Origin of the sequence: Nocardioides sp. SR21 (genome assembly GCF_022761125.1) — a bacterium.
Classification (GTDB): Bacteria; Actinomycetota; Actinomycetes; order Propionibacteriales; family Nocardioidaceae; genus Nocardioides.
In genome coordinates this window covers 61,141-87,033 of the sequence record NZ_JAKWJR010000008.1, presented here as the reverse complement: position 1 = coordinate 87,033, position 25,893 = coordinate 61,141, and the positions used below count along the sequence as shown (strand labels likewise).

Here is a 25,893-nt window from a genome sequence, read left to right as displayed (position 1 = left end):
CTCGCCGTGTCTCAGCCTTCGAGCATGGGCACCAGGACGCCGCGCTCGGCCGCGACCTCGGCGGCGCGGTCGTAGCCTGCGTCGACGTGCCGGATCACGCCCATGCCGGGGTCGTTGGTCAGCACCCGCTCGATCTTCTCGGCCGCGAGCGCGGTGCCGTCCGCGACGCAGACCTGGCCGGCGTGGATGGACCGCCCCATGCCGACGCCGCCACCGTGGTGGATCGACACCCAGGTGGCGCCCGACGCGGTGTTGACCAGCGCGTTGAGCAGCGCCCAGTCGGCGATGGCGTCCGAGCCGTCGAGCATCGCCTCGGTCTCGCGGTACGGCGAGGCGACCGAGCCGCAGTCGAGGTGGTCGCGACCGATCACGACCGGCGCCTTGAGCTCGCCGGACGCCACCATCTCGTTGAACTTCAGCCCCGCCAGGTGGCGCTCGCCGTACCCGAGCCAGCAGATCCGCGCCGGCAGGCCCTGGAAGTGCACGCGCTCGCCGGCCATCGTGATCCACTTCCGCAGCCGCTCGTTCTCGGGGAACAGCTCGAGGATCGCCTTGTCGGTCGCGGCGATGTCGGCCGGGTCGCCGGACAGCGCGGCCCAGCGGAAGGGGCCCTTGCCCTCGCAGAACAGCGGTCGGATGTACGCCGGCACGAAGCCCGAGAACTCGAACGCCCGGTCGTAGCCGCCCTTGCGGGCCTCGTCGCGGATCGAGTTGCCGTAGTCGAAGACCTCGGCGCCGCGGTCCTGGAACTCCACCATCGCGCGGACGTGGGCGGCCATCGACGCCTGGGCCTCCTTGGTGAAGCCCTCCGGGGCGGCGGTCCGGCGCGACTCCCACTCCTCGAACGGCACGCCGACCGGCAGGTAGAACAGCGGGTCGTGGGCCGAGGTCTGGTCGGTGACGATGTCGATCGGGGCGTCCGTCTCCAGCAGCTCCGGCAGCATCGCGGCGGCGTTGCCGAGCACGCCGATCGACAGCGGCCGGCGCTCGTCGCGCGCCTGCACGGCCATCTCGACGGCCTCCGCCAGCGACGACGCCTGCACGTCGAGGTAGCGGTGGTCGATCCGGCGCTGGATGCGCGACTGGTCGCACTCGATGCAGATCACGACGCCGTCGTTCATGGTGACCGCAAGCGGCTGCGCGCCACCCATGCCGCCGAGGCCCGCGGTCACGGTGATGGTCCCGGCCAGGGTTCCCGAGAACTTCTTGTCGGCGACGGCGGCGAACGTCTCGAACGTGCCCTGCAGGATCCCCTGGGTGCCGATGTAGATCCACGAGCCCGCGGTCATCTGGCCGTACATCGTGAGGCCGAGGTCCTCGAGCCGACGGAACTCCTCCCAGTTCGCCCAGTCGCCGACCAGGTTGGAGTTCGCGATCAGCACCCGCGGCGCCCAGGTGTGGGTCCGCATCACACCGACCGGCTTGCCGGACTGCACGAGCATCGTCTCGTCGTCCTCGAGCGTCGTGAGCGTGCGCACGAGGGCGTCGTACGACTCCCAGTTCCGCGCGGCCTTGCCGGTGCCGCCGTACACGACGAGGTCCTCGGGACGCTCGGCGTTCTCGGGGTCGAGGTTGTTCATCAGCATCCGCAGCGGCGCCTCGGTCTGCCACGACTTCGCGGTCAGCTCGGTGCCGGTGGCGGCATGGATCGGCAGGCGAGGGTTGGTCATGCCTCCAGTGAACGGCGAACGGCCCGGTACCCGCCAGAGCGGGACCGGGCCGTCCGTCTCGGATGCGAGACGACCTGGAGCGACGTCACCGGTGGTCGAGCTTGTCGAGACCCCGACACGAAGCAGGGCGGTGATCAGTCCGATCGCCGCCCTGCTCAGGCTTACTGGGTCTCGACACGCCGGTCGCGACCTCGCTAGACGCGGAAGCGGCCGACCGCCTCCTCGAGCTGCGCGCCCATGTCGGCGAGCTCGCCGGCCGAGCGCTGGGCGTCGGTGACCCCGGCCAGCGTCTGGGCGGCGGCGTCGGCGATGCCGGACACGTTGGACGCGATGCCCTCGGAGCCGTTGGCGGCCTCGAGCACGTTGCGGTTCATCTCGTTGGTGGTGGCGGTCTGCTCCTCCACCGCCGAGGCGATCGTCATCTGGAAGTCGTTGATCTCCGCGATGACGGCGCTGATCTGGCCGATGGCCTCGACCGCGCCGTTGGTGTCGGCCTGGATCATCTCGACGCGGCGGGCGATGTCCTCGGTCGCACGCGCGGTCTCCTGGGCGAGCTCCTTGACCTCGCCGGCGACGACCGCGAAGCCCTTGCCGGCCTCACCGGCACGCGCGGCCTCGATGGTCGCGTTGAGCGCCAGCAGGTTGGTCTGCTCGGCGATCGAGGTGATCACCTTGACCACCGAGGCGATCTCCTGCGACGACGCGCCGAGCTTGCCGACGGTCTCGGTGGTGCTCGCGGCGACACCGACGGCGTTGCCGGCCACCTGCGCGGCGGCGTTGGCACTCTGGGCGATCTCGCGGATCGCCGACTGCATCTGCTCGGAGCCGGAGGCGACGGTGCCGACGTTGGACGAGACGTCGGACGCCGAGGCGGACACGAGCTCGGCCTGCTGGGCGACACCCTCGACGTTGACCGCGATGGCACCGGCGGTGCCGTTGAGGTCGGCGGACGAGCCGGCGAGGCGCTGGGCGGAGTCGCGCACCATCACCATCACGCTGCCGAAGGCCTCGAGGGTGGCGTTGAGCGACTTGTTCATCGCGCTGATCTCACGCGCGCCGGTCTCGTCGACGCGCACGGTCAGGTCGCCGTCGGCGACCCGGGCGAGCACGTCGCGGGTCGCGGCGATCGGCCGGGAGACGCTGCGCGCACAGAGGAAGCCGAGACCGACGCTGGCGGCGAGGCCGACGACGATGATCCCGATCGTGAGGACGCGGGCGGACTCGAAGGCGTCGCGCGCCGACTGCGCCTGCGCCGCGGCCGCCGTCTGCTCGGCGGCGTTGGCGGCGTCGATCGCCTTCTGGGCGTCGAGGGCGAGGGCGCTCATCTCCTGGAGGACGCCACCGAACTCGGCGTCGGAGAGCTCGCCGGACTTCAGCTCGTCCACGGCGGCGATGGTGCTCTGGATGGCCTGGCCGAAGGCAGCGACCTGGGTCGCGGCCTCACCGGTGAGGTCCCCGGAGATCTCTTCGAGGCTGGCGTTGAGCTTCTCGAGCGTCTCGGCCTGCGCCTTCGACTCGGCCGCGAGCGTCTCGGGAGGCAGGTCCGTGATCGCGAGGCGCGCGTCGTGGGTCTCGTACTCCCACCACAGCACCTGCAGGTTGCGCGTGGCGTCGAGGTTGACGGTGCCCTCGTCGTAGACGGCCTCGGCGCGGTCGCTGATCGTGCTCATCCGCGTCAGGGCGAAGCCGGCGACGGCGACACCGAACAGCGAGACCAGCAGGAAGGCGGCGAGCAGCCGCGTCCGCAAGGACAGCGAAGACAGGGACGACCTGGACAAGACGAGAACCTCCACACCGGACCGACCCTCGGTCCGCGTGGTCTTAGGTTCGGCCGCTCCCAGCGCGACCTGAGCGAGTTTCCTCAGCCCAGGGGGCCGACCACCCCTTCGGATGAGGCCAGCACCGCGCCCGACGCGACCAGCGCGACGGCGGCCTCGATCTCGGGCGAGAGGTGCCGGTCGGGTCCGGGGCCCTCGATGCCCGACGAGCGGAGCAGCGCGACGACCGCGCCGGTCGCCGGCGACGGCTCGAGCGGAGCTCGGAGGTCCAGCGCCCGTGCGGCCGTGAGCACCTCGATCGCGATGACGCGGGTGAGCCCGTCGACGGCCCGGCGCAGCTTGCGCGCGGCGGACCAGCCCATCGACACGTGGTCCTCCTGCATCGCGCTCGACGGGATCGAGTCGACCGACGCGGGGACCGCGAGTCGCTTCAGCTCGGAGACGATCGCGGCCTGCGTGTACTGCGCGATCATGTGGCCGCTGTCGACGCCCGGGTCGTCGGCGAGGAACGGCGGCAGCCCGTGGCTGCGCGCCTTGTCCAGGAACCGGTCGGTACGCCGCTCCGAGATGGAGGCGACGTCCGCCGCGACGATCGCGAGGAAGTCGAGCACGTAGGCCACCGGCGCGCCGTGGAAGTTGCCGTTCGACTCCACCCGGCCCTCCGCGGGCAGGACGACGGGGTTGTCGACAGCCGACGCGAGCTCGCGGCCGGCCACGGTGGCGGCGTACTCGACGGTGTCGCGGGCCGCGCCGTGCACCTGCGGCGAGCAGCGCAGCGAGTACGCGTCCTGCACCCGGTTGCAGTCCGGGCCGCGGTGCGAGGCGACGACGCCGGAGTCGGCGAGCAGCGCGATCAGGTTGGCGGCCGACAGCGCCTGGCCGGGGTGCGGCCGGATCGCCTGGAGCTCGGGGGCGAAGACCCGGTCGGTGCCGAGCTGGCCCTCGACCGACATCGCGGCCGCGACGTCGGCGGTGCGCAGCAGCATCCGCAGGTCGGCGATCGCCATCACCAGCATGCCGAGCATGCCGTCGGTGCCGTTGATGAGCGCGAGGCCCTCCTTGGCGGCGAGCTCGACCGGCGTCAGGCCGGCCGCGGCGAGTGCCTCGGCGGCCGGCACCAGGGTGCCGGCGGCGTCGCGGACCTCGCCCTCGCCCATCAGCGCGAGCGCGCAGTGCGAGAGCGGCGCGAGGTCGCCGGAGCAGCCGAGCGAGCCGTACTCCCGCACCACCGGGGTGATCCCGTGCGCGAGCAGGCCGGCGAGCAGCTGGGCGGTCTCGACCCGGATGCCGGTGTGGCCGGTCGCGAGCGTCGACAGCCGCAGCAGCATCAGCGCACGCACCACCTCGCGCTCGACCTCGGGCCCGGACCCCGCCGCGTGCGAGCGGACCAGCGAGCGTTGCAGCTGCGCGCGCATCTCGGTCGGGATGTGCCGGGTGGCGAGAGCGCCGAACCCCGTCGAGATGCCGTACGACGGGGTCGCCGCCGCGGCCAGGTCCTCGACGACCGCGCGGGCCCGGCCGATCGCGTCGACCGCGTCGTCGCCGAGCACGACCGGAGCACCGCCCCGCGCGACCGACACGAGCTCCTCGAACGACACCGGCCCGGTGCCCACCACCACTACGTCACTCATGCTCGCCATCCTCCTGGGGCACGGCGGTCTCGACCAGTGCCGAGGGTTCGCAGACGTCTGACATCCGAGACACGCGCCACACCGACGTAACCCGCCGTCGCGCCAGGTCGTTTATCCGCCGTTCGATCCGGGAAACACCGCGACAGACATCGTGGGGACGCAACACCAGGGAGCAAACGTCATGAGAAGTGCAGTCACTCGCGCGCTGGCCGCAGCCGGCGCCTCCGTCCTCACCATCGGGCTCCTGGGCCTCGCGCCCGGGACCGCGCACGCCCAGACCGGTGCCCTCGAGCGCGGCACCACCACGAAGGCCGACGCCGGCCTCGCCCTCAAGGCCGGCGGCTTCGGCACGCAGGTCAAGGGCGGACAGATCCCCGGCGGGTCCGACGAGACGGCGTACATCTCCCTGAGCTGCGCGACGCGCACCGGCCAGCAGCGCGAGAACCACGTCGCCGGCGCCCAGCTCCCCGGTGCCGGCACGGTCTCGGGCATCACCACCAAGCTCTGGACCACGAAGACCGGCGGCGCGATCCACTCGTACGCACAGAACACCACGGCCAACGTCGTGCTCTCCGAGAGCCCGCTCGGCAGCATCGAGATCTCCGCGCTCAAGTCGCTGTCGCACGCGTGGCACGACGAGAAGGGCTTCCACGCGGAGACGTCCGTGAGCGTCGCGAAGCTCCTCTTCGTGCCGCCCGTGGGTGCGCCGCAGGAGCTCGACATCCCGACCCCGGGCCAGCCGATCGAGATCCCCGGCGTCGCCGTGATCTCCATCGGCGGCACCTCGAAGATCGTCAACGACCACGCGGGTATCGCCAACGCGAACGTCCTGCACGTCAAGCTGATCCCGAGCGGCACCGTCGTCACCGTCGGCCACACCACCGCCCGCGTCCTCGACGGCATCAAGCACGGCACCTTCCGCGGCTCGTCGGCCGGGACCCAGGTCAAGGCGCTCGACGACAACCTCTCGAGCAACCGCAACCCGCTGAGCCTGATGCCCTGCCAGGGCACCGACGGCGAGGTGCAGACCAAGGAGCTCGCCGGCGTCGACCTCGCCGGGCAGATCGTGGTCGAGGGCCTGCGCAGCTCGCAGCAGGGCACCCAGCTCGCGAAGAAGAGCGTCGCGATGGAGCGCGGCTCGATCGCCAGCCTGAACCTCGGTGGCGGCGCCCTCGTGGTCGACGCGGTCGCCGGCCAGGCGAACGTCACCCGGACCGCCCGCGGCAAGGTCACGTCCAACGCCAAGGGCACGACGGTCGGCTCGATCACCGTCAACGGCGAGCCGCAGGAGCTCCCGCTGAACGACCCGATCGAGATCCCGGGCCTCGCGAAGATCGAGCCGAAGGTCATCGAGAAGACCAGGTGGGGCATCTCCGTGGTCGCCCTGCGGATCACCCTGCTCGACGGCACAGGCGCGGTCATCGACCTGGGCATCGCCCAGGCGGCCATCCGCGGCTGACCTGACTGGTTTCTCACACACCACGGGACGAGACGCGGCGCCGTACGTCGTACCCCGGGGCCTTGACTGGGAGCTGTGACCCAGACCCTCGCCCCGGCGTACGACGTCGGCGCCGCTCGGCGGTGGGCGATGCTCGCCGCGAGCACGCTCGCCCAGGCCGCCGCGGCCGTGATGATCCACGGGCCGGCGTTCCTCATCCCGGCCCTGCACGCGCAGGGCATGAGCCTCGGCGAGGCCGGGGTGGTCGCCGCCGCGTCGACGGTCGGGGTCATGGTCGCGCTCGTCGCGTGGGGATGGGTCACCGACCGGCGCGGTGAGCGATTCGTGCTGCTCACCGGCCTGTCCGCCACCGTCGTGGCCGGCGTCGCCGGCGCCGTCTCCGGAGGTACGCCGCTGCTGGTGGTCACGCTGTTCCTCGCGGGCGCCGCCGCGGCCAGCACCAACGCCGCGAGCGGTCGCGTGGTCGTCGGCTGGTTCCCGCCCGCGCGGCGCGGGCTGGCCATGGGGATCCGGCAGATGTCGCAGCCGATCGGCGTCGGGGTCGCCGCGGTCTCGGTCGCCGTCGTGGCCGACTCCGCCGGCGCGCACGCCGCACTGTGGGTCCCGGTCGTCGCGTGCGTCCTCGCCGCCCTCCTGGTCGCGGCCGTGGTGATCGACCCGCCGCGCCCCGATGCGCGGACCCCCGAGGCCACGGCGAACCCGTACCGCCAGGACTCCTACCTCGCCCGGATCCACGGCGTCTCGGTGCTGCTGGTCGCCCCGCAGTTCCTGGTGTGGTCGTTCGCGCTGGTCTGGCTGGTCCAGGAGCGCGACTGGTCCCCGGCCGCCGCGGGCACCCTGATCGCCTCCGCCCAGATCGCCGGCGCCCTGGGCCGGTTGGGCGTCGGTCACCTCTCGGACCTGGTCGGCTCGCGGCTGCGGCCGCTGCGCTGGGTCGCGGCGGCCGCGACCGCGACGCTGGCGCTGCTCGCGCTGACCGCCGCCTTCGACCTCGCGCTGGCCGGGCTCCTGGTCGTGGCCGCGACCGTCGTGACCGTCGCCGACAACGGCCTGGCGTTCACCGCGATCGCCGAGCGGGCCGGCCCGTTCTGGTCCGGCAGGGCCCTCGGAGCGCAGAACACGGCGCAGTTCCTCTCCGGCTCGGCCGTCGTACCGCTCGCCGGTCTCGCGGTGACCCACGTCGGGTACGCCGCCACCTTCGCGCTCGCGGCGGCGCTCCCGGCGATCGCCGCTCCGCTGGTGCCCGTGCGCGAGGAGCGCGAGCTCTCATAGGTCGCGCCCGCACTGGGTACGTCCCGTGCGGGGACGACTCAGCAAGGGGAGGAACAGATGAAGACAGTGGTCATCATCGTCATCGTGCTCGTGGTGATCGCCGTGGTGGCCGCGGTCGCCCTGGCAGCCGCGCGCCGCCGCAACGAGCAGCGCCGCCACCGCGCCGACCAGATCCGGTCCAAGGCGAGCGCCCAGGCCGGCGCCATCGACGCGGCGCAGCGCGAGGCCGCCGCCGAGCAGGCCCGCGCCGATGCAGCCCGCGCCGAGGCCGAGCAGGCCGAGATGCGTGCGGCCGAGGCCGAGCGCGACCTGCACGTCGAGGAGGCCCGGCAGGAGGACGTCCTGCGCACCGCCGACACCGTCGACCCCGATGTCGACCACCGCGCTGACGGCTACCGACCGGGCGCACCGGGGAGCACCGCGCACTAACCTTCCGGCATGAGCCAGGTGCCCGCAGCGACCCGCACGCTGCGGGTCCTGCGGTTCCTGGCCGGCCAGCCCGACCCGGTGCCGCTCGACCGGATCATGCGCGCGTGCGAGCTGCCGCGGAGCACGACGTACCACCTCCTGAACGCGATGATCGAGGAGGGCTTCGTCGTCCACCTGACCGACGAGCACCGCTACGGGCTCGGGCTCGCGGCGTTCGAGATCGGCAGCGGCTACGCGCGCCAGGAGCCGCTCCAGCGGCTCGCTCGCCGGCCGCTCGCCACCCTCGTCGACACGGTGGGCCACTCCGCGCACCTCGCGGTCCTCCACGGCCGCGAGGTGCTCTACGTCCTGGAGGACCGCGCCTCCGGCCGGCCGCCGCTGGTGACCGACGTGGGCGTGCGGCTGCCCGCCCACCTGACCGCGAGCGGACGCGCGATCCTGGCCGGGCTGCCGAGCAGCCAGGTGCGCGCGCTGTACTCCACCGCCGGCGACTTCGTGGACCGCACCGGGCGCGGGCCGCGCAGCCTGAGCGCGCTGCGCACCGTCCTCTCCGACACCCGCCAGCGCGGCTACGCCACCGAGGACGGCGAGGTCACCGACGGGCTCGCGAGCGTCGCGGTCGCGGTGCTCGACCACAACCAGCACCCGGTCGCCGCGGTCGCGGTGACCTATCCCGAGGACGCCGCCGACGCGACGCTCGCCGAGGCGGTCACCGCCACGGCCACCCAGCTCACCAGCAGGATCAGCGGCATCCGGTGAGCCCTCGCGTCGGCCTGGCCCAGATCTGCCTGGCCGGTGTCCTCTGGGGCACCGGTGGGCTCGCGGTGCACGTCATCCGCGACGTCGAGCCCCTGTCGGTCGTGACGATCAGCGCGTGGCGGATGCTGATCGGCGCGCTGTTCCTGCTCGTCGCCGTCGCTGCCGTGCGCCAGCTCGGCGAGCTGCGGTCGCTGGCCCGCCGGCACCCGTGGCGGGTGGCGTTCGTCGGCGTCGCGACGGCGACGTACCAGGCGCTGTACTTCGCGGCCGTGGTCGCGGTCGGCGTGACCGTCTCGACCGTGGTGAGCCTCGGCCTCGCGCCGGTGATCGTGACAGTCGTCGAGAGCGTACGGCGGCGCCGCGCCCCCGGATCGGTCGACCTGCTGGTGCTCGCGGCCGCCCTGGTCGGGCTGGTCCTGGTGAGCGTCTCGGCCGGGTCGGCCGGCGGTCCGCACCCGATGCTCGGCGTGCTCGCCTCGGTCGGCTCGGGCACGGCGTACGCCCTCACGACGATCGTCGGCCACAGCCTCGCGCAGGAGACGCCGCCGCTGAGCCTGGCGACCGCGAGCACCACGGTCGGCGCGATCGCGCTGGCGCCGCTGGCGCTCGTCACCGGCGTCGGGACCGACGCGCTCGGTGACCCGACAGTCGGCCTGACGCTGGTCTACCTGGGCGTGCTCACGATGGGGCTCGCCTACCTGCTGTTCTACGCCGGGCTGCGGACGGCGCCCGGGAGCTCCGCGGCGATCGCGACCCTGCTCGAGCCGCTGACCGCCGCCGTGCTGGCGGCCGTGCTGCTCGACGAGCGGCTCGGGCTCGCCGGGCTGCTCGGCGGCGCGCTGATCCTGGCCGCGGTGGCCGGCCTCGGGAGGAAGCCGGCCACCACGTTGGACGTCAGCCCAGCGCCTTGACCAGGGCGGTCAGCTGCTTGGAGGGCGACTTGATGCTCCAGTCGCCGTCCATCGGGACGATCGAGATCTTGTTCGCCCGGAGCGCCTCGGTGTCGGCGTTCTTGTTCGTCGACTTCCGGTCGGCCGGGTAGCCGAGCTTGTAGGTGCCACCGGCCTCGGTCGCGGCGCCGGCCCACGCGATCTCGACCATGTCGCCGTTGCCCAGGACGTTGAGCGAGGCCTTGCCGAGCTTCTCGCCGGCACCGATGAACGGGAAGTTCACGTTGAGCAGCGTGGCCGGCTTCAGCAGGCTCGCGGCCCGCAGCTTGCCGATCAGCTTCACGGTGAAGGCCGCGCCCGGGGCGTACGTCGGGCAGTTGACGCCCTGGACCGCGCAGGGGATGAGGTCGAACTCCTCGCTCAGCGCGATCGCCGGGTAGCCGAGCTCGTGCGCGGTGACCGCGGCGTTCGTCGTACCGCTGTGGGAGACGACCGTGCCGACGTTCTGGCCCCAGTTGATGCCGGCGAGCACGAGGTCCGGGCCCTCGGGCCAGAAGGTCGCGGGCAGGAAGTTCTGGGTGCCGATCCGCACGGTGTCCGCGGGCGACGCGCTCGGCGAGCCCGCCTCGCAGGCGGTGTTGCTGTTGCAGACGCCGTACACGTGGCCACCGGACGCGGCCTCGGCGCAGTCACCGGCGTACGCCTCCGGCGGGGTCACCGGGGACACCGTCAGGCCGGTGGCCCGGTCGGTGGTGATCCGGCCGCCCTGACCGCTCTGCTGGCCCCACGGACCGACGACGATCACGTCGGCGCCGGCGGCGCAGAGCGCCTTGCGCAGCTCGTAGAGGCCCGCGCCGTCGGAGCCGTCGGCCTTCACCCCCTGCACCGAGTCGTCGTTGGTCAGCATGATCTTGAGGCCCGCGACGTTGGCGGGCGGCTTGGCCGAGCTGGAGCCAGCGGTGCTGACCAGCAGGGTGGCGACGAGAGCGGCGACGGCGGCGATGGCCACCGCGACGAGGCGGGAGCGACGGGGCACTGCGAGACCTCCGTGATTCGGTGATGGTGCTCGCAGTCTGGATCAGATTTCTGGAACGTGTTCCAGTTTCGGTGACTTCCGTCGCGGCGTGTCGTTGGAAACCCGTGATCGAGAAGAGCTCCGCCCGCCGCCTCGGCTGGGCCATCGCCGCCGGGGTGACCGTGGTCGCCACCGCCCTGACGCTGGGGGGTGCAGCCGGGCTGCGCCCGGGAGGCCTCGGCGAGCGGTACACCGCCGCCCAGAACGCCGGCCAGGCGATGCAGCACGACAAGAACGCGATCTCCCGCGCCGGCGAGCTCGGCAAGGAGACCCAGGACCCGACGACCGCGGCCGAGCGGGCCGCGAGCGCGTCGTACGTCGCCCGCGAGCGCAGCCTTCCCGACCCGCCGCTGACCACGGCACCCGTGATGCGTCCGCGCGCGCTCCACCCGCAGGACCGCTACGCGATGGCCAACGGCTGCTACGACCTCGCCGGCGACCCGGTCTACTTCAAGCCGACCGACCTCGGCGACTACCTGCTCTACGACGCCGACCGGCGGTTCGTCACCGCTGGCGGCGAGCGTGCGGGTGCCCCGAGCGCCGCGACGGTGTGGACCGCGACCAGGAAGGGCTCGCGGTTCGCGTTCACCAACGAGGGCGGCGCCCTGGAGATCGACGGCGAGCAGTCGTTCACCCTGACGCGGACCGGCGGGTGCGCGGCGTACCCCGAGTCGCAGATCGACGTCTCGGGCGACCCGCACGCGGGCGTGACGGCGTACCAGGAGGTGCGCGGGTACGTCGACGCGCACACCCACGGCATGGCGTTCGAGTTCCTCGGCGGCGACGCGCACTGCGGCAAGCCGTGGGACCAGTACGGCGCGCCGTACGCGCTGGTCGACTGCCTCGACCACACCGCCACCGGCGGGTACGGCGGCGTCCTCGAGTCGGCGCTGTCCGGGGAGCCGCACCACGACCCGGTCGGCTGGCCGACGTTCAAGGACTGGCCGGCGCCCGAGTCGCTGACGCACGAGGGCACCTACTACCGCTGGCTCGAGCGATCGTGGCGCGGCGGGCAGCGGATCTTCGTGAACCTGCTGGTCGAGAACAACCAGCTCTGCCAGCTCTACCCGATCAAGCACAACTCCTGCGACGACATGGACTCCATCCGCCTGCAGGCGCAGGACATGTACGACATGCAGGACTACATCGACGCGCAGTTCGGCGGCCCGGGCCGCGGCTTCTACCGGATCGTGACGTCGCCCTGGCAGGCGCGCACGGTGATCAACGCCGGGAAGATGGCCGTGGTGATGGGCATCGAGACCAGCGTGCCGTTCGGCTGCACGTTCAAGGCGCTGCCCGGCGGCGACGTACCTGCCTGCGACATCGACGACATCGACGCCCAGCTCGCCGAGGTGAAGAAGCTCGGCGTGCGCCAGATGGAGCTGGTCAACAAGTTCGACAACGCGCTGTCCGGGATCGCCGGCGACAACGGCGCCGTGGGCGTGCTGGTCAACACCGCGAACTTCCTGGAGACCGGCTCGTTCTGGGACATGGAGCACTGCGAGCCCGAGCACCCGGGGGCGCACGACCACAACCAGACCGGCCTGCCGGACATCGTGCCGGAGCAGCAGGACGCACTGTTCGGCGCCATCGCCGGGCTGTTCGGCCCCGGCGGCCTGCCCGCGCTGCCGCTCTATCCGCGTCCCGACCACTGCAACAGCCGCGGGCTCACCACGCTCGGTGAGTACACGATCAGGCGGATGGCCGAGGAGCACATGCTCTTCGACCCCGACCACATGAGCGTGAAGGCGCGCGTCGCGGCGCTCGACACCATCGACGAGCTCGGCTACCACGGCGTGCTCTCGAGCCACTCGTGGTCGACCCCGGACGCGTACCCGCGGATCTACGAGCAGGGCGGCTTCATCGCGCCGTACGCCGGCGACTCCACCGGCTTCGTCGAGAAGTGGCGCACCCACGTCGGCTGGGCGGACCCGCGCTACTACTGGGGCCTCGGCTACGGCGCCGACATGAACGGTCTCGGCGCGCAGGGCGACCCGCGCGGCGCCGACGTCCCGAACCCGGTCACCTACCCCTTCGAGGGCCTCGCCGGCGTGACCGTCGAGCAGCAGCACGCCGGCGAGCGGGTCTATGACATCAACGTCGACGGCGTCGCGCAGTACGGCCTCTACCCCGACTGGATCGAGGACCTCGGCAAGGTCGCGGACTCCCAGAGGTCCGGCGACGGCGCGAAGATCCAGGACGACATGGCCCGGGGCGCCGAGGCGTACCTCCAGATGTGGGAGCGCGCCGAGGGCATCGCCCCGGACTCGTGCCGCAACCCGGAGCTCCGCCGGAGCATCCGCGCCGTGACGTCGCTCGTGCGGCCCGGCCTGACCACGCGCGCGGTGATGCGGGCCGTCGGACAGCCCTACGAGCGGCTCGGCTCGACGTACCGGTTCTGCGCCCGCTCGGCGTCGAAGCCGAAGGTCATGGTCACGGTGCGGTTCTCCCGGGCCGGGAAGGCCGCAGAAGTTACCAGCGGGTAGGATCCTTCTCACGTCTCCGAGGACTGACGCGCCTGCCGCCGGGCAATAGGCTTCGTAGCCGCGCCGTCCAGCAGCCGAACAGGGAGTTACCAGTGAGTGCAGTGCTCATCGTGGGGATCTTGATCAATGTGATCGCCCTGCCGATCGTGGCCCGACGGGTGGCCTACCTGTACCGGGTGATCACCGCCGGTCAGCCGGCGCCGGACCGCGTCGTCGGCGTGACCGGCCGGATCGGCAAGGCCATCTCGACGCTCATCGTCGAGGTCCTCGCCCAGCGCAAGCTGCTGAAGTGGACGATCCCCGGCGCCGCCCACGCCTTCGTCATGTGGGCATTCATCATCCTGGGCAGCGTGTACGTCGAGGCGTACGGCTCGCTCTTCACGTTCCCCGAGGGCTGGGCGATCCCGATCATCGGGCACTGGGAGATCCTCGGGTTCCTCCAGGACTTCATCGCGGTCATGTGCCTGCTCGGCATCATCACGTTCGCGATGATCCGGCTGAAGCAGTCGCCGCTGAAGCTCGGCCGCCAGTCCCGGTTCGACGGCTCCCACACCGGTGGCGCCTGGCTCGTGCTGTTCATGATCTTCAACGTCCTCTGGACGATGTTCCTGTTCCGCGGCGCGTCCGCCGCGACCGGGAACCTGCCGTACGACAACGGCGCCTTCGTCTCGATCTGGATCGGCGACCTGCTCGACGGCCTGTCGCACGACACGCTCGAGGTGCTCGAGGGCCTCGGCCTGATCCTGCACATCGGCGTGATGCTGGTCTTCCTCATCGACGTCGTGCACTCGAAGCACCTGCACATCTTCCTGGCGCCGCTCAACGTGCTGTTCAAGCGTCAGCCGGTCGCGCTCGGCGCCGTCAAGCCGCTCATCAGCCAGGGCAAGCCGATCACGCTCGACGACGTCGACGACCTCGACGAGGACACCGTGCTCGGCGTGGGGAAGATCGAGGACTACAGCTGGAAGGGCCTGCTGGACTTCTCGACCTGCACCGAGTGCGGCCGCTGCCAGTCCCAGTGCCCCGCCTGGAACACCGAGAAGCCGCTGTCGCCGAAGCTGCTGATCATGGCGATGCGCGACCACGCCATGGCCAAGGGCCCGCTGATGCTGGCCGACACGGACGAGAAGCGCGCGAAGCTCCTGGAGGGCTCGGACACCCTCACCCGCGAGGCCGAGCGCCCGATGGTCGGCGACACCGGCGACGACTGGTTCTACATGCCGGAGGACGGCTCCGGGGTCATCGACCCCGACGTCCTGTGGTCCTGCGTCACCTGTGGCGCGTGCGTGAACCAGTGCCCGGTCGACATCGAGCACGTCGACCACATCGTCGACATGCGCCGCTACCAGGTCCTCGTCGAGTCGAACTTCCCGGCCGAGCTCAACCAGCTCTTCAAGGGCATGGAGAACAAGGGCAACCCGTGGAACATGTCGCCGACGGCGCGCATGGACTGGGCCAAGGACCTCCCCTTCGACGTCAAGGTCGTCGGCGACGACATCGAGTCGCTCGACGAGGTCGAGTGGCTGTTCTGGGTCGGCTGCGCCGGTGCGTACGAGGACCGCGCCAAGAAGACCACCCGCGCGGTCGCCGAGCTGCTCGACATCGCCGGCGTGAGCTTCGGCGTCCTCGGCAACGGCGAGACCTGCACCGGTGACTCCGCGCGCCGGGCCGGCAACGAGTTCGTGTTCCAGGGCCTCGCGCAGCAGAACATCGAGACCTTCAAGGAGTACAAGGTCAAGAAGGTCGTCTCGACCTGTGCGCACTGCTTCAACACGCTCAAGAACGAGTACAAGGAGTTCGGGATCGAGCTCGAGGTCACGCACCACACGCAGCTGCTGAACCGGCTCGTGCGCGAGGGCAAGCTGACCCCGGTCAAGGAGGGCGCCGGCGCCCACAAGCGCTCGATCACCTACCACGACCCCTGCTACATCGGTCGCCACAACGGCGTCTACACGCCGCCGCGCGAGCTGCTCCAGGTGCTCCCGGGCGCCGAGTACGTCGAGATGGAGCGCGCCAACGAGCGGTCCTTCTGCTGCGGCGCCGGCGGCGCCCGCATGTGGATGGAGGAGACGATCGGCTCGCGGATCAACGAGAACCGCACCGCCGAGGCCGTCGGCACCGGCGCGGACCAGATCGCGGTCGGCTGCCCGTTCTGCCGCGTGATGCTCTCCGACGGTCTCACCGCCCAGCAGGCCAGCGGTGACGCCCGCCCGGAGGTCGAGGTCCTCGACGTGGCGCAGATGCTGCTCGCGTCGGTCAAGGGCGAGCAGGCCACCCGGTACCTCCCGGGCTCCGGCGGCGAGGCCGCCGCCGCTGCTCCGGCCGAGGCGAAGACCCAGGCCGAGGCGAAGGCTGCACCGGCGGAGGTCGAGCCTGTCGAGACCCCGGCCAGCGGCGGCTCCCTGTTCGACACCCCGGCCGACCCCGAGCCCGAGGCGCCCGCCGCCAAGGCCTCCGGGGGTGGCTCGCTGTTCGACCTCGGTGGCGACGACGAGCCGGCGGCGCCCGCCGAGAAGGCTGCCGAGAAGCCGGCCGAGAAGCCGGCCGCGCCGAGCGGTGGCTCACTGTTCGACATCGCCGCCGACGAGCCGGAGGCTCCGAAGGCCGAGGCCCCGAAGGCCGAGCCGGCGAAGGCCGCGGAGCCCGCGGCCGAGGTCCCCTCGGGTGGCTCGCTCTTCGACATCGCGGCTCCCGAGCCCGCGGCCACCCCGGCGGTCGAGCCTGTCGAGACCCCCGCACCGGCCGCCAAGGCGGAGGCGCCCAAGGCCGAGGCACCCAAGGCCGAGGCACCCAAGGCCGAGCCGGCTGCGGAGATCCCCTCCAGCGGTTCGCTGTTCGACATCGCGGCCCCCGAGCCCGAGAAGGCGCCGGAGCCGAAGGACGAGGCCCCCAAGGCCGACAAGGCCCCGCAGGCCGAGACCGTCGAGACCCCCGCAGCCGAGGCAGCGCCCGAGCCGACGTCGACGATCCCCGAGAGTGGGTCGCTCTTCGACATCGCGGCACCGGAGCCGGCGGCGCCCGCGCCCACCAAGGCGGCAGAGCCGGAGCCCGAGCCGGAGCCCGAGCCGGCGAAGGCCGAGGAGAAGACGAAGCCGAAGGCCAGCGGCGAGGCCCACCAGCCGAAGACCGACGTCGACATCAACGAGACGGGTTCGCTCTTCGACCTCTGAGTCGCGACCGATCGGGTCGTGTGCCTCCGGGCGCACGGCCCGATCGTCATTTCCGGGAACCGAACCGCACCCCTCACCGGTCATACGGTGGACAGAGCCGGGAGGACCCATGGAGTTCAGCGAGTACGTCGCCGCGCGGCGACCGACGCTGGTACGCACCGCGGTGCTGCTCGGCTGCCCGCAGGCTGAGGCCGAGGACGTCGTGCAGATCACGCTCCTGCGCTGCTTCCGGTCCTGGCGTCGCGTGGTGAGCGCTGGCCAGCCCGAGGCGTACGTCTACCGGGTCCTGGTGAACGTCCTCCACGACGCCCGCGCCCGCCGGTGGAACGGCGAGCTCCCGACCGACACCCTGCCCGAGCGTCCCGCCGACGACGCCGACCTCGCCACCGGGCTCGCTGTCCGACGAGCTCTGGCCGCGATGAGCCCGGAGCACCGCGAGGTGCTGGTGCTCCGCTACTACGCCGACCTCCCCGAGCGCGACATCGCCGACGTGCTCGGCCTCCCACCCGGCACCGTCAAGAGCCGGACCGCCCGCGCGCTCGCCGCGCTGGCCGCCGACCAGAACGTGAGGGGCAGCCGATGCTGACCGACGACGACGCGCGGCTTCTCCTGCACCGTGCCGGCCAGTCCATCGAGGTCGACCCGGCGCCCCCGCTCATCGACGTACCGCCCCGTCGGCACGCGTGGCCCGCACTGGCCGCGGCGGCCGCAGTCGTGCTGATTGCCGCGCTCGCCGTGGTCGCCGACCGAGCGAGCAGCAACCCGGAGCCGGCGCCGGCGCCCGAGAAGGTGTCGATCCCGTCCGTCCTCGGCTACGGCCTCGATGCGGCGGAGCGAGCGCTGCTCGACGCCGGCGTTACGACGCGCGTGGAGAGCACCCCGATGTGCAAGCGGAACTACGTCCTGGGCACCGAGCCCGCCGCCGGCACGCCCGTCGCCCCGGGGAGCGAGGTCGTGGTCCGGCACGCAACGCCCGGGCCTGGCTTCTGCATCGCTGACGAGGACGCGATGCTGGGACTGCTGGCGTTCGCCGACGGCCGCGGTCCCGTGCCCCGGCTCGCGCAGATCGTCACGTTGTACGACGGATCCGGCAACCAGGTGGCCCTCACGGCCGACCAGGCTGCGGATGCGAACCGGTGGCGGGTGTGCGCGGCCGACGAATCCTGCATCTCGATCCTCGACGAGCTCGTCGCAGCGGCCCACCGGCCCTACCCGATCGGGGCGGCAGGCACTACCCACCACCAGTCTCCGATGCTGACGGCCGTACCCGACCCGGCGTGCACGTTCGAGACCGGCGTCCGCGGATTCGGCGCTCCCGATGCACAGATCGGGGTACAGCTGCCGACCGACGGCGTCTTCTGCACGCAGGAGTTCGTCGTCAGCGTGCACCGCAACGCCGACTGGCTCATCGAGGCGGTCGGACTGCGTGAACGCGTCGGGGGCTCGCCAACGGGGTAGGGGATCCTCATGCCGATCCGATCGATCCTCGCCCTCGCACTCAGCGCGGCCCTCCTCACCGGATGCGGTGGGGAGACGGCGCCAGAGGCATCGGAGCCGACGGAGTCCGCCACCCCAGCGGAGCCCGAGCATGAACCCGAGCCCGAACCCGAGCCCGAGCCCACCCCCGACGTCGGCACCTCGTTCGTGGACTTCGTCCGGGGCGGCCCCGTCCCGCCGATGGAGCGCCAGGTCGCCCTCTACCTGGGCAACGCGCTCACCGGGGTCGTCACGCCCGGACTGGCGGCCGACCTGCCGGCCTGGGCCACGTGCACCGAGGTCGGCGAGTACGCCGGGCGGTCGTGCCCGATCTCGCCGGTCCGGGTGCTGAAGCAGCACCGCAAGCTCGACTACACCGAGGCCGTGGAGAGCGACTGCCTGCAGACCTACGGCCCGATCCCGAAGCCCCTGCGCACGCTCGACCGGGTCGTCGTCGTCCCGGCGAAGCGCTCGGTCGGCGGTTGCGCCGACGACTTCGCGGTCCAGCTGTTCGCGAACGACGAGGGCCAGCTGGTAGCCGTCTCCACCCTCCTAGGCGCAGGGTAGGTCCGTGGACCCCCGGGAGTACCTCGACGCCCGCTGGCACGCGCTGGTCCGCGCCGCGGTCGACCTGAGCGTGCCCGAGGAGGACGCGCCGGCCCTCGTGCAGCGGGTGCTCGCCCGCAACGAGCGCCGGATCCGGCGCGCCGAGGACCCCGACCCGCTCGTCCACGAGGCGCTGCGCGACGAGGTCCTCGGAGCGCCGCCCGCCGCGCCTCACGGCCGTCGCCTCCCCCGCGCGCTGGCCCTCGCGGCCTCCCTGGTCGCGGTCGGAGCCGGGGTCGCGCTCACCCGGCCCGACCCGCCGCCCGACGACCGGCTCCACGACGACCAGGTGCCGTCCCTGTTCGGGTACGACGGCGCCACGGCCCAGCAGCTCCTCGAGGACCGAGGCCTCCGGGTGACGCTGAAGCCGCGACGTGCCTGCGAGGTGCTCGACCGGGTGCTCGGGAGCATCCCGCCCGCGGGAGCGCCGTACGAATCGGGCGACGATATCGTCGTCTACACCTCTCTACCCGCAGACGTAGACTGCTTGAGCAACTACACGGACCGCGAGACCGCCTGGCGACTGCTCGACTTCGCCAACGGACGCGGCCCCGCGCCGGAGCTCGCCGACCCGACGTCCGCGGTCGCCCCCGACGTGCTCGAGGCGCTGCGCGACGCCTCGGCACAGGTCGCGCTGGTCGACGAGCGACCACTGACCTACTCGCTGCCGGCCATCCGGGTCACCCCCACCGACACCGGCCACGCCGACTCGTTCCACCTGCTGGTCCGGCCGGCGGGCGGCATCGGCCGGGGCGTCGAGGTCGAGGTCGTCCGCGAGGACGGCGAGATCGGGGATGTGAGGCTCTACGCCTCGCCGTCGTCCTCGTGATGCTCGGGCACCTGCAGCGGGCGCAGCCGCGCCCAGAGCATGAAGCCGGCACCCGCGACGAGGAGGGCGAGCCCGGCCCACAGGTTCGCGTTCACGTCGCCGGTCTTCTCGAGCTCCTTGTCGCCGAAGATCCCCATCAGCGTGAGGATCACGCCGTACACGAACAGCAGCCCGCCGATGATGTTGCGGATGTCGAGCAGTCCAGCAGCGTGCCGCTTGGGCGCCGTGGTCGAGTCGGACATGGCGGGCTCCTCAGAAGATGATGTTCAGGATGACGACGAGGACGAGCGAGATGCCGGCCAGCGGCAACGTGCGGCGGTACCACGGGTACGACGCCTCCTTGGGGTCGACCAGGTCGGCCCGAGGTGTCTCCGAGTAGACCAGTCCGCGCAGCTCGGAGTCCGCCTTCGGCTTGGTGACCAGCGAGACCACGATCGACAGCACGATGTCGACCGCGAACGCGACGCCCGCGGCGACGAACGCCGCGCCCTGACCGCCGAGCGGGATGACCCCGGTGCTCCAGGACCCGAAGGCGTCCTCGCTGAGGAAAGCGATCGCGACCGCCGAGACGGTGCCGGCGACGAGGCCGACCCATCCGGCCGTCGGGGTCATCCGCTTCCAGAACATGCCGAGGATGAACGTGGCGAACAGCGGAGCGTTGAAGAACCCGAACAGCACCTGCAGGTAGTCCATGATGTTCGAGAAGTTGCTGGCCAGGGTGGCGGTGAAGATCGCGATCGCGGTGGCCGCGACCGTCGCCACGCGGCCGACCGTCAGGTAGTAGCCGTCCGAGCGGTCCTTGACGACGTACTGCTGCCAGAGGTCGTAGCTGAGCACGGTGTTGAACGCCGAGATGTTCGCCGCCATGCCGGCCATGAACGCCGCGAGCAGGCCCGCGATCGCCAGGCCCAGCAGGCCGTTCGGCAGCACCTCGCGCATCAGGTAGAGCAGCGAGTCGTTGTAGCTGACGCCCTCCCCCGACGCTCCGCCAGGTGGCGTCTCGCCCGCCTTCAGGTCGGAGATCTGGGTGACGAGCACCGCGGCGATCATGCCGGGCAGGATCGTGATGAACGGGATGAACATCTTCGGGAACGACCCGATGATCGGCGTCTTGCGCGCCGAGGAGATCGAGTCGGAGGCCAGCGCACGCTGCACCTCGACGAAGTTCGTCGTCCAGTAGCCGAAGGAGAGCACGAAGCCGAGGCCGAACACGATGCCGACGACCGACCACAGCTCGGAGTCGAAGCCGGTCAGCGGCAGCCCGGGCCACGAGTTCAGCTGCTGGTCGGCGGGCGGGATGGTGTCCGGGTTCGCCTCGGCGGCCTTGGTGATGCCGTCCGTGAGGCCGTCCCAGCCACCGACGCGGTGCAGGCCGAGCAGGGTGAGCGGCAGCAGCGACGCGACGATCACGAAGAACTGCAGCACCTCGTTGTAGATCGCCGCGCTCAGCCCGCCGAGCGTGATGTACGACAGCACGATCACGGCGGCGACGATCAGGGCGACGTACAGGTTCCAGCCGAGCATCGCGCGGATGATCGTGCCGAGCAGGAACAGGTTGATGCCGGCGATGAGCAGCTGGGCGACCGCGAACGAGATCGCGTTGACCAGGTGGGCTCCGGTACCGAACCGGCGGCGCATGAACTCCGGCACCGAGCGGACCTTCGAGCCGTAGTAGAACGGCATCATCACGACGCCGAGGAACAGCATCGCGGGGATCGCGCCGACCCAGAAGTAGTGCACCGTCGGCAGCCCGAACTGTGCGCCCGAGGCCGACATGCCCATGATCTCGACCGCACCGAGGTTGGCGGAGATGAACGCCAGCCCGGTCACCCACGCGGGCAGCGAACGGCCCGAGAGGAAGAAGTCGATGGAGTCGGAGACCTGCCGACGGGCCAGCGCACCGATGCCGAGGACGACCGCGAAGTACAGCAGCACGATCAGGTAGTCGACGGGAGCCGCGGAGATGATCGTGTCGCTCGCCATGACAATCACCCCGGCTGGGTTCCCGGAGCGGCGGTGCGCCAAACACGACACCAGGTTCGCACCAGGATGACGTCACTCAGGGGTTGACGTGACGTCATGGTGATGTCATGGTGGTGCACATGGACATCACGCCGTACGTCGAGAACCTCCGCCGCGACCTGCTCGCGGCGGCCGAGGCGGCCGGGCCCGACGCCCGGGCGGCGGCCGAGCGGCTGAGCTTCGCGCTCGACCCCGCGGCCCGCCTCGCGCTCATGGAGGCGGTCTCCCAGGCCGCCGCCGAGATCACCGCGGAGATGCCCGAGGGCGGCGTCGACGTCCGCCTCGACGGCCGCGACCTCGCCTTCCTCGTCCACCAGGCGCCGTCCGCCCCGACCAGCGCCCCCGCGCCGGCCGTGGAGGACGACCTCGAGGACGAGGGCGCGGTCGCCCGCGTCACGCTCCGCATCCCCGAGTCGGTCAAGGCCAAGGCCGAGGAGATGGCGAACCGCTCCGGCCACTCGCTCAACACCTGGCTGGTGAACGTCGTCCGCGCCGCCACCAACCGCGACAACGCGATCAACGTCGACATCGACCTGTCCAGCATCCCGTTCCTCAGCGGCAACGACCCCTTCACCGGCAAGCGCGGCAGCAACAAGCGCATGTCGGGCTGGGTCTAGCGGAGACGCGCCAGCGGATCCGCCGATGGTCGAGCGAGGCCCGCGACTGAGGCATGACGTCGCGGCCGACGTGTCGAGACCCAGCACGTAGGCCCACCAGACCAACCACCCTCCGGGACCGGCGTACGCCGGCCCCGTGGACGAACACACCCTCAGGAGACTCTGATGACCGAGCACCACTTCGAGACCCCCCAGCCCGTCCGCCTGTTCACCGAGATCGGCAAGGGCTCGGTGAAGGTCGTGGCGACCGAGACCGCCGAGACCCACGTGCAGATCACCGGCCGTGACGCCGACCAGGTGCTGGTGCGCCAGGAGGGCAGCCAGATCAGCGTGGTCGGGCCCAAGCAGCGCTCCCTGGTGAGCTTCGGCAACAGCGACCGGCTCGACGTGCTGATCACGCTGCCGACGTCCAGCGAGGTCGCGGTCCGCACCGGCAGCGCCGACATCACCGTGACCGGCAGCGTCTCGACCGGCCAGCTCAAGAGCGGCTCCGGCGACGTGGAGGTCGACGCCGCGGACGGGCCCCTGGTCGTGGAGACCGGCTCGGGCGACGTCCGCGTCGAGCAGGCGAGCTCCGGCCTCAAGGCCAAGAGCGGCTCGGGCGACGTCCTCGTCGTCGAGGCCTCGGGCTCGACGATGGTCTCCACCGGCTCCGGCGACGTCCAGCTGTGGACCCTCCACGGCCCGGCGGTCGTGAAGACCGGCTCAGGCGACCTGAAGGTCAGCGACGCCGGCAACGACCTGAGCTTCAGCACCGGCTCGGGCGACCTGGTCGTGAAGACCGCCCGACGCGGCAAGCTCTCCGCCAAGTGCGCCTCCGGGGACGTCCACATCGGCGTCACGGCCGGCATCCCCGTCTGGACCGAGATCTCCACCGTCAGCGGCGAGATCCGCTCCAGCCTGCAGGGCGCCGGTGAGCCCGCCGACGGCGCCGAGCACCTCGAGCTGCGCGCCCGGACCGTCAGTGGCGACATCGTCCTGACCGAGGTCTGAGCACCCCGTCCCACCCGCCATCAGGAACAGAGGAGAACGTCATGGAGCACACGAACATCGCCCTCGAAGCCGAGGCGAACCGCCACCAGCTCGCCGAGCGCATCGCCCGCGCGGGCACCCCGAAGCTGCCCGCCACCGCACACCGGCACCTGCTCGCCCAGCGGCTGCACCGGATCGCCGACAAGATCGACAACTGACCACCACCAGCGCGCCGAGCGCGCGTGCCGGGCACGGCGGAGGAGCGAAGGCGTCCTCCTGGCGAAGCGCCCTTCAAGCGAAACGGGACGTCGAGCGACGACAACGCCGCCAGGCGCGTGCGATCGGTGCGCTAGGACTTCATGCTCACGCCGCGGCGCCAGTAGCCCATGAAGGCGACCTGGCGCCGGTCCATGCCGAGGTCCTTGACCAGCGCGCGGCGCAGGCCGGTGACCAGCGCGGACTCGCCGGCGATCCAGGCGTAGAGGTCGCCGAGGTCGTGGCCGACCGGGGTCAGCACCGCCTCGACGTCCTCGCCGGACGAGGAGTACGTCGGGGTCTCCCACAGGTCGGGGTCCACGTCCTCGGGCTCCACCTCGACCACCGCGCCGCCGGCGCCGAGGTGCTCCAGCACCGCGGCGTGCAGGCCGGCACCGTGGGCGCCGTCCTCGCGAGCCAGCCAGACCACCTCGACCCCCTCGGGGTGCTGGACGGTCTGGATGTCGGCCTCGGTGGGGACCTCGAGGAACGCCGCGCCCTTCGCGTCCCACGGCAGCTGACTCAGGATCGCGCACACCGCGGGGACCGCGGTCTCGTCGCCGACCAGCAGCAGCCGCGCCGCCGTACCCGGCACGAATTCGATGCCGCCGTACTGCTCGCCGCGGCGCGGGCAGATCACCACGAGGCGGTCGCCGACCGCGGCTCGCTCGGCCCACGCGCAGCCCGGGCCCACGTCGCCGTGGGCGTCGGCGTGCACGACGATGTCGACGACCAGGCGGGTGTCCTCGCCCTCGCCGCGCACGTCGCGCACGGTGTAGGTGCGCATGTGGCCGCGCTCCTCCTCGGGGCGCGACAGCCAGGTGTCCCACCACGAGTCGTCGGCGCCCTCGAACGACGGGGGCGGCCCGCCGGGCACCCCCGGGAACACGAGCTTGATCCGCTGGTCGTAGAGCGGTCCGTCGACACCGAACTCGGCGAGGCAGGCGCCGCCCAGCTCGACGCGGACGAACGCGGGAGACAGCCGCTCCACGCGGACCACCTCGACCTCGTCGAGGATCATCGGCAGCCGGTCCTGGGTCGTGGTCATGAGGTTAGGGTAGCCTAACCTCACGGGTTCTCAGATCTGGGTCCGGTGGAAGTTCTGGAACGACCGCGACGGCGTCGGGCCCCGCTGGCCCTGATAGCGCGACCCGTACTTCGCCGAGCCGTACGGGTGGTCGGACGCCGAGGTGAGCTGGAAGAAGCAGAACTGGCCGATCTTCATGCCCGGGTAGAGCTTGATCGGCAGCGTTGCGACGTTCGCCAGCTCCAGCGTCACGTGGCCGGAGAAGCCCGGGTCCACGAAGCCGGCGGTCGCGTGGGTCAGCAGCCCCAGGCGGCCGAGCGAGGACTTGCCCTCGACGCGGGCCGCGATGTCGTCGGGCAGCGACACGACCTCGTACGTCGACCCCAGCACGAACTCGCCCGGGTGCAGGATGAACGGCTCGTCGCCCTCGGGCTCGACCTCGCGGGTCAGGTCCGACTGGTCGGCGGCCGGGTCGATGTGCGGGTACCGGTGGTTCTCGAACACCCGGAAGAACCGGTCCAGCCGGACGTCGATCGACGACGGTTGCAGCATGGCGGGATCCCACGGATCCATGGCGATCCGGCCTTGGTCGATCTGGGCCAGGATGTCGCGGTCAGACAGCAGCACGGTCGCACCCTACCGGCGGACCCCGCTTCGGTGGTCGTGCCCGCCGAGTCCGACAATGGGACGGTGAGCTTCCAGCGCTACGTCGCCCTCGGCGACTCGTTCACCGAGGGTGTCGGCGATCCCGACCCGACCCGGCCCAACGGGCTGCGCGGCTGGGCCGACCGCGTCGCCGAGGTCCTGTCCCGCGAGAACCCCGACTTCGGGTACGCCAACCTCGCGATCCGCGGCCGCAAGCTCCCCGCGATCCTCGACGAGCAGCTCGAGCCCGCCATCGCCCTCGGCCCCGACCTGGTCACGATCTACGCCGGCGCCAACGACATCCTCCGGCCCAAGGTCGACATCGACGCCCTGGCGGAGCGGTACGACGACGCGCTCGGCCGGCTCGCCGCGACCGGTGCCCGGCTCGTGGTGTTCACCGCGTTCGACCCCGGCGGCTCCGCGATCTACCGGCCGCTGCGCGGGCGGTTCGCGCTGTACAACGAGTTCGTGCGCGACAGCGCCCGCCGCGTCGGCGCCGACCTCGTCGACTTCTGGCGGATGCGCGAGTACCGCGACTGGCGCTACTGGGACGCCGACCGGATGCACCTGGGGCCGGCCGGCCACCAGCGGATGGCGATCGAGGTGCTCGACACCCTCGACGTACCCCACGCCCTCGAGGCGCTCCCCCTCGTCGACGCGCCGGCCCTCACCCGCGCCGAGCAGCGCCGCGAGAACCTCGACTGGATGCGCACCATGGCGATCCCGTGGGTGCACCGCCGGCTCACCGGGCGCTCGTCGGGCGACGGCCTCGACCCGAAGCGCTCCACCCTCCTGCCGATCGACTAGGATTCCCGCGACCCTCCG

The 25,893-nt window shown here is 71.8% G+C and carries 23 protein-coding genes; 15 read left to right on the top strand and 8 right to left on the bottom strand.

Features of this window, described 5'->3' with window-relative positions; genetic code table 11:
• Window positions 1-11: 11 nt before the first annotated feature.
• The 3 genes from hutU to hutH all read right to left on the bottom strand — a co-directional run bounded on the left by hutU (window position 12) and on the right by hutH (window position 5,079).
• Window positions 12-1,670: a urocanate hydratase gene (gene hutU, locus MJ604_RS16310; RefSeq protein ID WP_243059559.1), complete on the bottom strand. Its 1,659-nt coding sequence runs from the start codon at window positions 1,668-1,670 to the stop codon at window positions 12-14.
• Between the two features lie 194 nt (window positions 1,671-1,864).
• Window positions 1,865-3,448 (bottom strand): methyl-accepting chemotaxis protein, encoded by a 1,584-nt coding sequence (locus MJ604_RS16305; protein WP_243059558.1) that lies wholly within the window; start codon window positions 3,446-3,448, stop codon window positions 1,865-1,867.
• An 83-nt stretch (window positions 3,449-3,531) separates the two neighbouring features.
• Window positions 3,532-5,079: a histidine ammonia-lyase gene (gene hutH / locus MJ604_RS16300; RefSeq protein ID WP_243059557.1), complete on the bottom strand. Its 1,548-nt coding sequence runs from the start codon at window positions 5,077-5,079 to the stop codon at window positions 3,532-3,534.
• A 181-nt stretch (window positions 5,080-5,260) separates the two neighbouring features.
• Between hutH and MJ604_RS16295 the strand changes: the two genes are divergently transcribed.
• From MJ604_RS16295 to MJ604_RS16275, 5 genes are all read left to right on the top strand, one after another.
• Window positions 5,261-6,538, top strand: a complete 1,278-nt coding sequence (locus MJ604_RS16295; RefSeq protein WP_243059556.1) for a choice-of-anchor P family protein — start codon at window positions 5,261-5,263, stop codon at window positions 6,536-6,538.
• Window positions 6,539-6,613: 75 nt separating this feature from the next.
• Window positions 6,614-7,810 carry an MFS transporter gene (locus tag MJ604_RS16290; RefSeq protein ID WP_243059555.1) on the top strand — a complete coding sequence of 399 codons (1,197 nt, stop codon included), beginning with the start codon at window positions 6,614-6,616 and terminating at the stop codon, window positions 7,808-7,810.
• A 57-nt stretch (window positions 7,811-7,867) separates the two neighbouring features.
• Complete coding sequence (locus MJ604_RS23980) at window positions 7,868-8,239, top strand: hypothetical protein (RefSeq protein ID WP_279236126.1); 372 nt, start codon at window positions 7,868-7,870, stop codon at window positions 8,237-8,239.
• A gap of 9 nt (window positions 8,240-8,248) precedes the next feature.
• The gene (locus tag MJ604_RS16280) at window positions 8,249-8,998 is read left to right on the top strand and encodes an IclR family transcriptional regulator (RefSeq protein ID WP_243059554.1); all 750 of its coding nucleotides are present in this window, start codon (window positions 8,249-8,251) and stop codon (window positions 8,996-8,998) included.
• Window positions 8,995-9,909, top strand: a complete 915-nt coding sequence (locus MJ604_RS16275) for a DMT family transporter (protein WP_243059553.1) — start codon at window positions 8,995-8,997, stop codon at window positions 9,907-9,909. The genes MJ604_RS16280 and MJ604_RS16275 overlap by 4 nt, the downstream gene beginning before the upstream one ends.
• Here MJ604_RS16275 and surE read toward each other — a convergent pair.
• Complete coding sequence (surE, locus tag MJ604_RS16270) at window positions 9,893-10,924, bottom strand: 5'/3'-nucleotidase SurE (RefSeq protein WP_243059552.1); 1,032 nt, start codon at window positions 10,922-10,924, stop codon at window positions 9,893-9,895. The genes MJ604_RS16275 and surE overlap by 17 nt on opposite strands.
• A 104-nt stretch (window positions 10,925-11,028) precedes the next feature.
• Here surE and MJ604_RS16265 point away from each other — a divergent pair, with 104 nt between their 5' ends.
• The 6 genes from MJ604_RS16265 (at window position 11,029) to MJ604_RS24330 (ending at window position 19,530) form a co-directional block, all read left to right on the top strand.
• Complete coding sequence (locus MJ604_RS16265; RefSeq protein WP_243059551.1) at window positions 11,029-13,449, top strand: hypothetical protein; 2,421 nt, start codon at window positions 11,029-11,031, stop codon at window positions 13,447-13,449.
• Window positions 13,450-13,541: 92 nt separating this feature from the next.
• Window positions 13,542-16,619: a heterodisulfide reductase-related iron-sulfur binding cluster gene (locus MJ604_RS16260; protein ID WP_243059550.1), complete on the top strand. Its 3,078-nt coding sequence runs from the start codon at window positions 13,542-13,544 to the stop codon at window positions 16,617-16,619.
• A 109-nt stretch (window positions 16,620-16,728) separates the two neighbouring features.
• Window positions 16,729-17,205: a SigE family RNA polymerase sigma factor gene (locus MJ604_RS16255; RefSeq protein WP_243059549.1), complete on the top strand. Its 477-nt coding sequence runs from the start codon at window positions 16,729-16,731 to the stop codon at window positions 17,203-17,205.
• Window positions 17,199-18,077, top strand: coding sequence for a PASTA domain-containing protein (locus tag MJ604_RS16250; RefSeq protein WP_243059548.1), 879 nt, complete (start codon window positions 17,199-17,201; stop codon window positions 18,075-18,077). The genes MJ604_RS16255 and MJ604_RS16250 overlap by 7 nt, the downstream gene beginning before the upstream one ends.
• Window positions 18,078-18,086: 9 nt before the next feature.
• Entirely contained in the window at window positions 18,087-18,662 is a 576-nt protein-coding gene (locus MJ604_RS16245; protein ID WP_243059547.1) for a hypothetical protein, read from the top strand.
• 4 nt (window positions 18,663-18,666) lie between these two features.
• Entirely contained in the window at window positions 18,667-19,530 is an 864-nt protein-coding gene (locus MJ604_RS24330) for a PASTA domain-containing protein (protein ID WP_243059546.1), read from the top strand.
• Here the strand turns inward: MJ604_RS24330 and MJ604_RS16235 are convergent.
• Together MJ604_RS16235 and MJ604_RS16230 are read right to left on the bottom strand one after the other, a co-directional pair.
• On the bottom strand, window positions 19,506-19,772 hold the full coding sequence (locus MJ604_RS16235; RefSeq protein WP_243059545.1) for a hypothetical protein: 267 nt from the start codon (window positions 19,770-19,772) through the stop codon (window positions 19,506-19,508). The genes MJ604_RS24330 and MJ604_RS16235 overlap by 25 nt on opposite strands.
• Window positions 19,773-19,782: 10 nt before the next feature.
• The gene (locus MJ604_RS16230) at window positions 19,783-21,513 is read right to left on the bottom strand and encodes a sodium:solute symporter family protein (protein WP_243059544.1); all 1,731 of its coding nucleotides are present in this window, start codon (window positions 21,511-21,513) and stop codon (window positions 19,783-19,785) included.
• A 107-nt stretch (window positions 21,514-21,620) separates the two neighbouring features.
• Between MJ604_RS16230 and MJ604_RS16225 the strand changes: the two genes are divergently transcribed.
• The 3 genes from MJ604_RS16225 to MJ604_RS16215 all read left to right on the top strand — a co-directional run bounded on the left by MJ604_RS16225 (window position 21,621) and on the right by MJ604_RS16215 (window position 23,359).
• Entirely contained in the window at window positions 21,621-22,169 is a 549-nt protein-coding gene (locus MJ604_RS16225) for a pilus assembly protein HicB (protein ID WP_243059543.1), read from the top strand.
• A gap of 165 nt (window positions 22,170-22,334) precedes the next feature.
• The gene (locus MJ604_RS16220) at window positions 22,335-23,162 is read left to right on the top strand and encodes a DUF4097 family beta strand repeat-containing protein (RefSeq protein WP_243059542.1); all 828 of its coding nucleotides are present in this window, start codon (window positions 22,335-22,337) and stop codon (window positions 23,160-23,162) included.
• A 41-nt stretch (window positions 23,163-23,203) separates the two neighbouring features.
• Window positions 23,204-23,359, top strand: coding sequence for a hypothetical protein (locus MJ604_RS16215; protein WP_243059541.1), 156 nt, complete (start codon window positions 23,204-23,206; stop codon window positions 23,357-23,359).
• A gap of 131 nt (window positions 23,360-23,490) precedes the next feature.
• On the opposite strand, the gene MJ604_RS16210 is transcribed toward MJ604_RS16215, so the two are convergent.
• Entirely contained in the window at window positions 23,491-24,444 is a 954-nt protein-coding gene (locus tag MJ604_RS16210; protein ID WP_243059540.1) for a siderophore-interacting protein, read from the bottom strand.
• A 30-nt stretch (window positions 24,445-24,474) separates the two neighbouring features.
• A complete protein-coding gene (gene dcd, locus MJ604_RS16205) occupies window positions 24,475-25,050 on the bottom strand; it encodes a dCTP deaminase (protein WP_243059539.1) in 576 nt (191 codons plus the stop codon).
• A 63-nt stretch (window positions 25,051-25,113) separates the two neighbouring features.
• On the opposite strand from dcd, the gene MJ604_RS16200 reads away from it, so the two are divergent.
• Window positions 25,114-25,875, top strand: a complete 762-nt coding sequence (locus MJ604_RS16200) for an SGNH/GDSL hydrolase family protein (RefSeq protein ID WP_243059538.1) — start codon at window positions 25,114-25,116, stop codon at window positions 25,873-25,875.
• The last annotated feature ends 18 nt before the right edge of the window (window positions 25,876-25,893 follow it).